General features: G+C 28.3%; 3 protein-coding genes and 2 pseudogenes. 2 read left to right on the top strand and 3 right to left on the bottom strand.

The annotated features are described in order from the left end of the window. Positions 1 to 4 precede the first annotated feature (4 nt). The 3 genes and pseudogenes from DR024_RS04895 to DR024_RS04885 form a co-directional block, all read right to left on the bottom strand. On the bottom strand, positions 5 to 271 hold the full coding sequence (locus DR024_RS04895) for a hypothetical protein (RefSeq protein ID WP_111918268.1): 267 nt from the start codon (positions 269 to 271) through the stop codon (positions 5 to 7). A 603-nt stretch (positions 272 to 874) separates the two neighbouring features. Then, entirely contained in the window at positions 875 to 1,192 is a 318-nt protein-coding gene (locus tag DR024_RS04890) for a hypothetical protein (RefSeq protein ID WP_111918266.1), read from the bottom strand. Continuing rightward, a pseudogene (locus DR024_RS04885) lies at positions 1,186 to 1,707 on the bottom strand (AAA family ATPase); the annotation flags it as partial. The pseudogene DR024_RS04885 and the gene DR024_RS04890, both read right to left, overlap by 7 nt. On the opposite strand from DR024_RS04885, the gene DR024_RS04880 reads away from it, so the two are divergent. Next, a complete protein-coding gene (locus DR024_RS04880; RefSeq protein WP_423236500.1) occupies positions 1,661 to 1,858 on the top strand; it encodes a hypothetical protein in 198 nt (65 codons plus the stop codon). The pseudogene DR024_RS04885 and the gene DR024_RS04880 overlap by 47 nt on opposite strands. 169 nt (positions 1,859 to 2,027) lie before the next feature. Next, a pseudogene (locus DR024_RS04875) lies at positions 2,028 to 3,446 on the top strand (potassium/proton antiporter). The last annotated feature ends 75 nt before the right edge of the window (positions 3,447 to 3,521 follow it).

Here is a 3,521-nt window from a genome sequence, read left to right as displayed (position 1 = left end):
TTGCCTATGAATGGTCTTTTTCTTTGACAATATGCTTTACTATTCCTTCCCCCATAATTGTTGTAAAAGCTAATGTTACCAATACTATAATGCCAACTCTTCTATAATCTACTTTCCTAATCATTAATATAGCAAGAATAATCCATAACATCCCTAAGTTCCCTAGAGATGTTACAAATGGCATAACCTTATCTAAAAATCTATTTCTGCAATATTTGTTTATTAAATATAAAATATCTTCATCCCATTTTTTAATCATATCTGACATCATCTTTTGTACACTCCTTAAGCTACCTAAAATAAGTATTTGTAAATAGTACTTAATTTATTTATCATTTTATATTTTACTATGGCATAAAAAAATAGTATATCAAAAATCATATTGATATACTATCTTAAACACTACTCTAAATTTAATTTATTTTTCATAATATAGCTAGATATAACAAAATATATTGCAGAAGTAATAATTAAATTAGCTGCTACTTTTAATAGAATCCATTGAAACTCCATAAATTAGAAACCATAATTGTAACTTATCAATGATGTATTAAATACTGATGTAACAAAGCTTGTTATCATACTTATTCCTATAAATGCTCCAAATGAACAAAGTATTTTTCTCTTGTTTGCTAAATGTCCAATTGACATAGATGAATAAAGTAATAAAGTTGAAGAGGCACAAGACAAAATACCTAATACTATAATTTCAATATTACTAAAGGAATTCTAAATCCAAACTCACTTATTCCAACTCTCCATACTTCTCCCATAAACTCAAAAGCATTACCAATCATACCTGGGTAATAGGCTAAAATTACTATCGATATAACTGCAACAATAACGCTTAAAATATTCCATACTATACCAACAATTAATTTGCTACATATATTTTAGATACAGGAACTGGAAGAGTATTCATTAAATAACCTTCATCTCCTAAAAGATTTTTATAATATCTTTGTAGCACTATAAAAAATGTCACTATAAATACTGCTGCCATTATGCATCCATATACAAACATAGTTATAAGAGATGCTATATTTCCGATAGTTCCTGATGCTCTACCAAAGCCTATTTCTGTTTCAAGGAAAATCTTATTTATTAGAGCAAATACTAATAATGCTCCATATAAAGGAAGTACTAATCTTCCAGTTGCTTTAAATTCATACTTTAATAACTTTCCTAACATCTAAACACCTCCCTAAATAAGGCATCTACACTCTTACCTTCTTCTTCCCTTATCTCATCAACACTCTTAGATAAATATATCTTTCCATATGAAATAAAAATTACATCATCTAAAATCTGTTCAATATCAGATATTAAGTGAGTTGATATAACTACTGTTGCATTTTCATTATAATTTGAAATAATAGTATTTAATATATAATCTCTAGCAGCTGGGTCAACCCCTGCTATTGGTTCGTCTAAAAAGTAAAGTTCTGCTTCTCTGCTCATAACTAGTATTAGCTGAACCTTTTCCTTAGTCCCTTTTGACATTGTCTTTAACTTATCATTAGCATTAATATTCAACTTAGATAGCATATCATAAGCTTTCTCAACATTAAAATCTTCATAAAAATCTTTAAAAAAGTTAATTATATCAGATACCTTCATCCAATCAGCAAGATAAGTTCTCTCAGGTAAATAAGAAACTATCTTCTTTGTCTCTATCCCAGGTTTATTACCATTTATAAGAAGCTCTGGTAAAACTTTTGAATTCCAAATGTGCGATAGTGGAGAATGTTGTGGATGCTGCACTTATACAGTAGAAATATCTAATGCTACTTTAATTCAAGCTGGAACAAGTGTGAGTGCTCAAGTTTCTGCAATAGCTGTAGAAAAAATTTGTTAATAAACAAAGTATATAAGAGTACAGAGAAGTCTGTACTCTAAATTTTTTGAAATTATTTAACAATTAATTTATATTTATATGAATAATGTAAACATATTGCTAAAAATGAATATATATAAGAGAATTTTTTTGTATAATAATAATGAAAATAATATCATAAGGAGGTAATATGGTTGAATTAATGATTATAAGTGGATTAGTATTACTAATCTGCATAACATCTAGTAAGATGTTATACAATTTGGAGTCCCAATGCTTCTTATATTCATAGTTCTTGGAATGTTGTTTGGTTCTGATGGAATAGTAGGAATATATTTTGATAATTATGATTTAACTAGTAAACTGTGTTCTATTGCACTAGTTTTTATAATGTTCTACGGAGGCTTCGGTACCAACTGGAAAATGGCTAAACCAGTAGCCAATCAATCAATACTCATGTCTACCTTTGGGGTAATAATAACATCGTTACTAACAGGAGTGTTTTGTTATTTTATTCTAAATACAAGTCTTTTAGAAGGACTACTTATAGGTTCAATCGTTGGATCTACAGATGCCGCTTCAGTCTTTACTATTTTAAGATCACAGAAATTAAATTTAAAAAGTGAAATTGCATCATTATTAGAAGTAGAAAGTGGAAGTAATGACCCAATTGCATATATGATGACACTAAGTATTATAATGATAATGTCTAGTGGCTTAAGTTGGAGTATAGTTCCTATGATATTAAAGCAAGTTATATTTGGAATACTCCTTGGAGTTGTTCTTGCTAAAGCTACAGTTTTTATAATAAGAAGGGCTAACTTTGAACTTGAAGGTTTTTATAGTATATTTATTATTGCGATAGCTATTTTAGCCTATGCATTAAGTGAATTTATAGGGGGTAACGGCTACTTAAGTGTATATATTTCGGGAATAATACTTGGTAATAGTAAGATTCCTCATAAAAAGAGTTTGGTTGTTTTCTTTGACGGAATATCATGGATAATGCAATAATGTTATTCTTTATGTTGGGATTATTATCTTTCCCATCAAGATTACCTGAGGTTATTGGAGTTTCAATCATCATTTCTATATTTATGATTTTTATGCAAGACCAATAGCTACACATTTTATTCTTAGGGGATTTAAAACTCCTATTAAAGAACAAATACTTATTTCTTGGGTAGGGTTAAGAGGTGCTGCATCAATAGTTTTTGCTATTTTTGCAATTACTTCTGGTGTGCCTATAGAAAATGATATTTTTCATATAATATTTTTCATAGCGCTAATTTCAGTGTCTGTTCAAGGTACTCTTTTACCAAAGGTAGCACAAAATTAGATCTTGTTGATAATGACACAACAGTTTTTAAAAACATTTAATGACTATCAGGAAGATAAATCAACAATGCTTTTAGAATATAATGTGTCTAGAAGTAGTAAGTGGATGAACAAAACAATTATGGATGCAGAAATTCCAGATGATATATTAATAGTAATGATAAAAAGAAATGGCCAAGTTATTGTACCAAAGGGATCTACTGAGATTTTAGAAAATGATATACTTGTTTTAAGTGGCAATAACTTAAATGAGGTTGCTTTAGGAAAATAAATAAGTTTACATCTGTTTTCAAATAAACTATTATGATAATTGATAATGAAAGATTGGAGAAAAATATGAAAGTAA

This window comes from Clostridium paraputrificum, from assembly GCF_900447045.1.
Lineage (GTDB): Bacteria > Bacillota > Clostridia > Clostridiales > Clostridiaceae > Clostridium > Clostridium paraputrificum.
Note: the sequence above shows the minus strand (reverse complement) of the source record. Positions and strands in the feature narration are given on the sequence as shown.

Bases quoted from the DNA above. Each gene is read 5' to 3' on its own strand.
- DR024_RS04895 (WP_111918268.1), bottom strand. From the start codon at position 271: ATGATGTCAGATATGATTAAAAAATGGGATGAAGATATTTTATATTTA.
- DR024_RS04890 (WP_111918266.1), bottom strand. From the start codon at position 1,192: ATGTTAGGAAAGTTATTAAAGTATGAATTTAAAGCAACTGGAAGATTA.